Source organism: Quisquiliibacterium sp., from assembly GCF_982640115.1.
This window is the reverse complement of record NZ_CEXFHW010000245.1, coordinates 1-4,465: the sequence shown is the minus strand read 5'-3', so window position 1 is coordinate 4,465 and position 4,465 is coordinate 1. Positions and strand designations below refer to the sequence as shown.

The following is a 4,465-nucleotide window of genomic DNA, read 5'->3' as shown; positions in this document are numbered from 1 at the left end:
TCGAGAAGGGCAAGCTCTCGGCGCACCTGCAGTACCGCGTCGAAGACCGGCAGCTGCGGGCCGAGAACCGCATCACCCTCGATCAGCTCACCTTCGGCCCACGGATCGAGAGCGCCACCGCCACGCAGCTGCCGGTGCTGTTCGCGGTGTCGCTGCTCAAGGACCGCAACGGCGTGATCGATGTCAACCTGCCGATCGGCGGCTCGCTCGATGACCCCGACTTCAGCGTCGGCGGCCTGGTGCTGCGGATCATCTTCAACCTGATCGTCAAGGCGGTGACCGCGCCCTTCAGCATGCTCGCCGGCCTGTTCGGAGGCGATGCCGAGGAGCATGCCAGCGTGCCCTTCGAGCCCGGACGCATCGCGATCACGGGCAAGTCGGAGTCACGCCTGCGCGCGATGGGCAAGGCGATGGCCGATCGGCCAGGCCTGCGGCTGGACCTCACCGGTCATGCCGATCCGCTCGTGGACGAGCCGGCGCTGCGTCGCCTGCTGCTCGAGCGCCGCCTCAAGACCGCCAAGCTGCGCGAGACCCGCACCGTGGTGCCGGCCGGCGGCATCGACACCGTGCCGATCGAGCCCGGCGAGCGGCTGTCGCTGCTTCGCCTGGTGCACCAGGCCGCCGGTCTGGTCCGGGCGCGCCCTGCGGCAGGCCCCTCCGCAGGCCCCTCCGCAGGCCCCTCAGCAGGCCCCGCGGCAGAGTTGCCCGCCGCCGAGATGGAAGCCGGCCTGATGGCCACGATCGAGGTCACGCCATCGCAGCTTGCCGACCTCGCCAGCGCACGGGCGCTCGCGGTCAAGGAGTGGCTGAGCGAACAGGGCGGGGTGGCCGGTGACCGCATCTTCCTGGTGGCCGAATCGGCGCCAGGCGCGGCCGGCCCGGCAGGTGCCGTGTCCACGACCGCCCCCGCGACGACGGCAGCAGCCCGGTCTGACGCATCGGGTCGCCCGTCGGAGAAGCCTGCTCACGGCAAGGCCGCGGCCAGCGGGCCGCGGGTGGATCTGCGCCTGAAGTAGCGCCGCCTCGGGCAGTTGCGGGCCGATCCGCGACGGCGCGGGCGCGCGCCTCAGCCGCCCGCGCCCTGCGCGTGCGCGCGCGCCCGCACGGCCTCGCGGCGCTGCTCGATGTCCTCGGCGCGCACCGCCCCATTGGCCTCGCCAGCGCGCTGCCGTTCGATGGCCATGCCCTCGCCGAACGAGGCCGCGTAGCCGTCGTCGATCACCTTCTTGTACGAGACCAGCATCTGCGGGATGACCGAGAGCATGTCGCGGGCCAGCGCGCGCGCCTGCGGCAACAGCTCCTCGGGCGCCACCACCCGGTTGACCAGGCCCCAGGCCAGGGCCTGCTCGGCCGACAGGAAGTTGCCGGTCAGCGAGAGCTCCTTGGCGCGGTACACGCCGATCACGCGGCTGAGCTTCTGCGACAGACCCCAGCCCGGCATCACGCCGACCCGCGCATGGGTATCGGCAAAGCGTGCCTGAGTGGAGGCGAGCAGCACATCGCAGGCGAGCGCCAGCTCGAAACCGCCGGTGATCGCCGGGCCGTTGATCGCGCCGATCACCGGACCACTGAAGCGGCCGATCGCGCGCACCGGGTCGTCGATCTGCACGGCGTCGTTCATCGAGGCAGTCGACGCCGAGACCAGGCCGCGCGTGCCCAGCTCCTTCAGGTCGAGCCCGGCGGTGAAGGCCCGGCCGGCGCCGGTCAGGATCAGCACCCGCACCTCGGGGTCGGCCTCCAGGGCATCGACGGTCCGGGCGAGCGTGTTGCGAAGTTCCAGCGAGAGCGCGTTCATGGCGCCCGGCCGGTTCAGGGTGATGACGGCATAGCCCTCGGGGGATTTCTCGACGGTGAGCACGGGTTCGGACATGGGGGTCTCCGCAGACGCAGCAGGCGGGGCACGCCAGCGGCGCGCCCCGGTGGAAGAGGACGGGTCAGCTGACCGCGCGATCGCGCCCCGCCCAGTAGGGCTGGCGCAGCACATACTTGAGCAGCTTGCCGCTGGGATTGCGCGGCAGCGCGGCCAGGAAGTCGACCGACTTCGGGCACTTGTAGTGCGCGATCTGCGCGCGCATGAAGTCGATGATCTCGCGCTCGGTGACGGTTGCGCCCTCGCGCAGCACCACGCAGGCCTTCACCGATTCGCCCCACCTGGCATCGGGCACGCCGATGACGGCGCAGTCGGCCACCGCCGGGTGCTTCATCAGCGCGTTCTCGACCTCGGCTGGATAGATGTTCTCGCCGCCCGAGATCACCATGTCCTTGATCCGGTCGTGAATGAACAGATAGCCCTCCCGCAGATAGCCGGCATCGCCGGTGCGGAACCATCCACCCTGCGCGTCGCGGCCCTCGGGGAAGGCCTGGGCGGTGGCCTCCGGGTTGCCCCAGTAGCCGAGCATGTTCTGCGGCGAGCGGATCCAGATCTCGCCGACCTCGCCCTCGGGCTGATCGCGGCCGCTGGCGGTGTCGACGATGCGCAGGCCCACCAGCCGGCCGGCCTTGCCGGCCGAGCGCATCAGATGCCGGCGCGGGCCGTCGGGGTCGTGATCGGCCGGCGGCAGATACACGATCGCGCCGGTGGTCTCGGTGAGGCCGTAGAGCTGCATGAAGCCGCAGCCGAACAGCCGCGTGGCCGCGGCGAGCACGCTCTCGCTGATCGGCGCCGCGCCATAGGAGATCGACCGCAGCGAGCGGTAGTCGCCGCGCTCGGCCCCCGGCGTGTTGACGAGCGCGAGGATCATGGCCGGCACCAGGAACAGGTGGCTGACCTTGTGCTCGCCGATCGCGGCGATGATGCGCGGCGGGTCGAACTCCGGCATGCACACCGACAGGCCGCCGCGGCCCAGGGTGAGCAGGGTGAGCCCCACGCCGGCGATGTGGAAGGGCGGCAGGGCGTTGAACATCGCATGCTCGCGGCCGTTGAAGCCGATCTGTGCGCCGGTTTCCTCGGTGTTCACGCACAGGTTGCGGTGGCTGAGCTCCACGCCCTTGGGCAGGCCGGTGGTGCCCGAGGAGTAGAGCTGCAGCGCGGTGCTGTCGGGGTCGGGCAGCCAGCCCGGATCGGTGGCCGGCTGCGCCAGGTACCAGGCCTCGAAGCCGTCTATGCCCTCGCAGGCGTCCACCGCGAGCAGCCGCCGCAGCCCGGGCGGCGCGGCGGTGCGTGCGGTGGCCGCGAACATCGCGTCGGTGATCAGCAGGCGCGCCCCGCCGTTGGCGAGGATGTAGGCCGCCTCCTGCGCCGACAGCCGCCAGTTCACCGGCATGCACACCGCGCCGATGCTGGCCGCGCCCAGCGTGAGCAGGGTGGTCTCGATGACATGGCGGGTGAGGCAGGCCACGCGATCGCCCGGGCCGATGCCTTCGGCGCGCAGCGCCTGGCCGATCTGCCAGGCGGTGTCGCGCACCGCGTCGAATCGCCAGGTGCGCTCCTCGGTGCGAAAGGCCAGGGCGTCGGGCTGCGCGCCGGCCAGCCGGCGCAGCATGGAGATCAGGTCGCGGTCGGGCAAGGAAGGTCTCCTGGGCAGGGATGTCCGGGATGCGGCGGCCGGTTCAGTTCGCCAGGCACCACAGGCCGACGCACCAGCCGAACAGCCACTGCGTGGCGAGGTCGAGCGCCATGCCCAGCGCCAGCACCGGCAGGCCGATCCAGACGATCAGCAGCAGCACGGCGCGCGCGGTGATGCGCGGCGGCGCGATGCGGTGGCCGAGGACGGTCTGCAGAGGGGGCTTCACGGCGCGGGCGGCGGTTAGACTGCGCGGATGCGGGTACGCTGGAACGACATCGAACGCGGGGAATGGGACGCGCTGCATCGTACCGCAGTCGGTCCGCTGCAGCAGTCCTGGGCCTACGGCCAGGCGATGGCCGCGGCCGGCGTGGTCTGCCTGCGCGCCCGCCTGCTGCACGAGGGGCGCACCGTGGGCCTCGCGCAGTTCCTCGGTCGCCGCCTCGGCGGCCTGATCGGGCTGGCGTTGTGCCCGCGCGGTCCGCTGCTGCTGCCCCCGCATGACGACGCAGCCGGGCTCGCCGCCGCCTGCCGCGCGCTCGGCCGCGGGCTGCCGCTGGCGCGCCCGCGGGTCACGCTGTTCAGCCCCTCGAGCGCGCACCCGCTGCCCGGCCTGCACCGGGTGGTCACCGGCCAGAGTGTGGTGCTGCTCGATCTGCAGGCCACGCCCGAGGCCTTGCGCGCCGGCCTGCACGGCAAGTGGCGCAACCGGCTGGCCGCCGCGGAGCGGGCCGGCCTGCGCGCGCAGCGGGTGGGCGCCAAGCCGGCGCAGTATGGCTGGCTGCTCGAGCGCGAACTCGCGCAGCGCGAGGGCCGCGGCTATCAGGCCCTGCCGCCGGGCTTCGTGCCGGCCTGGCAGGCAGCCGCGCCCCCCGCCGCCGAGCCGATGCTGGCCTGGCGGGTGGATGTCGATCGCGAGGCGGTGGCCGGCATGATGTTTCTCGTGCACGGCGACAGCGCCG

Annotated in this window: 5 protein-coding genes; 2 read left to right on the top strand and 3 right to left on the bottom strand. The window is 72.6% G+C overall.

The annotated features are described in order from the left end of the window. On the top strand, positions 1–1,016 hold a 1,016-nt coding region (locus AC2H6A_RS18125; RefSeq protein ID WP_484275119.1), incomplete at its 5' end, for a DUF748 domain-containing protein. 50 nt (positions 1,017–1,066) lie between these two features. On the opposite strand, the gene AC2H6A_RS18120 is transcribed toward AC2H6A_RS18125, so the two are convergent. The 3 genes from AC2H6A_RS18120 to AC2H6A_RS18110 form a co-directional block, all read right to left on the bottom strand. Beyond that, positions 1,067–1,870 carry an enoyl-CoA hydratase gene (locus AC2H6A_RS18120; protein ID WP_484275118.1) on the bottom strand — a complete coding sequence of 268 codons (804 nt, stop codon included), beginning with the start codon at positions 1,868–1,870 and terminating at the stop codon, positions 1,067–1,069. A 64-nt stretch (positions 1,871–1,934) separates the two neighbouring features. After that, positions 1,935–3,506 (bottom strand): long-chain-fatty-acid--CoA ligase, encoded by a 1,572-nt coding sequence (locus tag AC2H6A_RS18115; RefSeq protein ID WP_484275117.1) that lies wholly within the window; start codon positions 3,504–3,506, stop codon positions 1,935–1,937. A gap of 43 nt (positions 3,507–3,549) precedes the next feature. Further along, positions 3,550–3,732 (bottom strand): hypothetical protein, encoded by a 183-nt coding sequence (locus AC2H6A_RS18110; RefSeq protein ID WP_484275116.1) that lies wholly within the window; start codon positions 3,730–3,732, stop codon positions 3,550–3,552. Positions 3,733–3,759: 27 nt separating this feature from the next. Here AC2H6A_RS18110 and AC2H6A_RS18105 point away from each other — a divergent pair. After that, positions 3,760–4,465, top strand: a 706-nt coding sequence (locus AC2H6A_RS18105) for a lipid II:glycine glycyltransferase FemX (RefSeq protein WP_484275115.1), incomplete at its 3' end; no start/stop codon positions are given.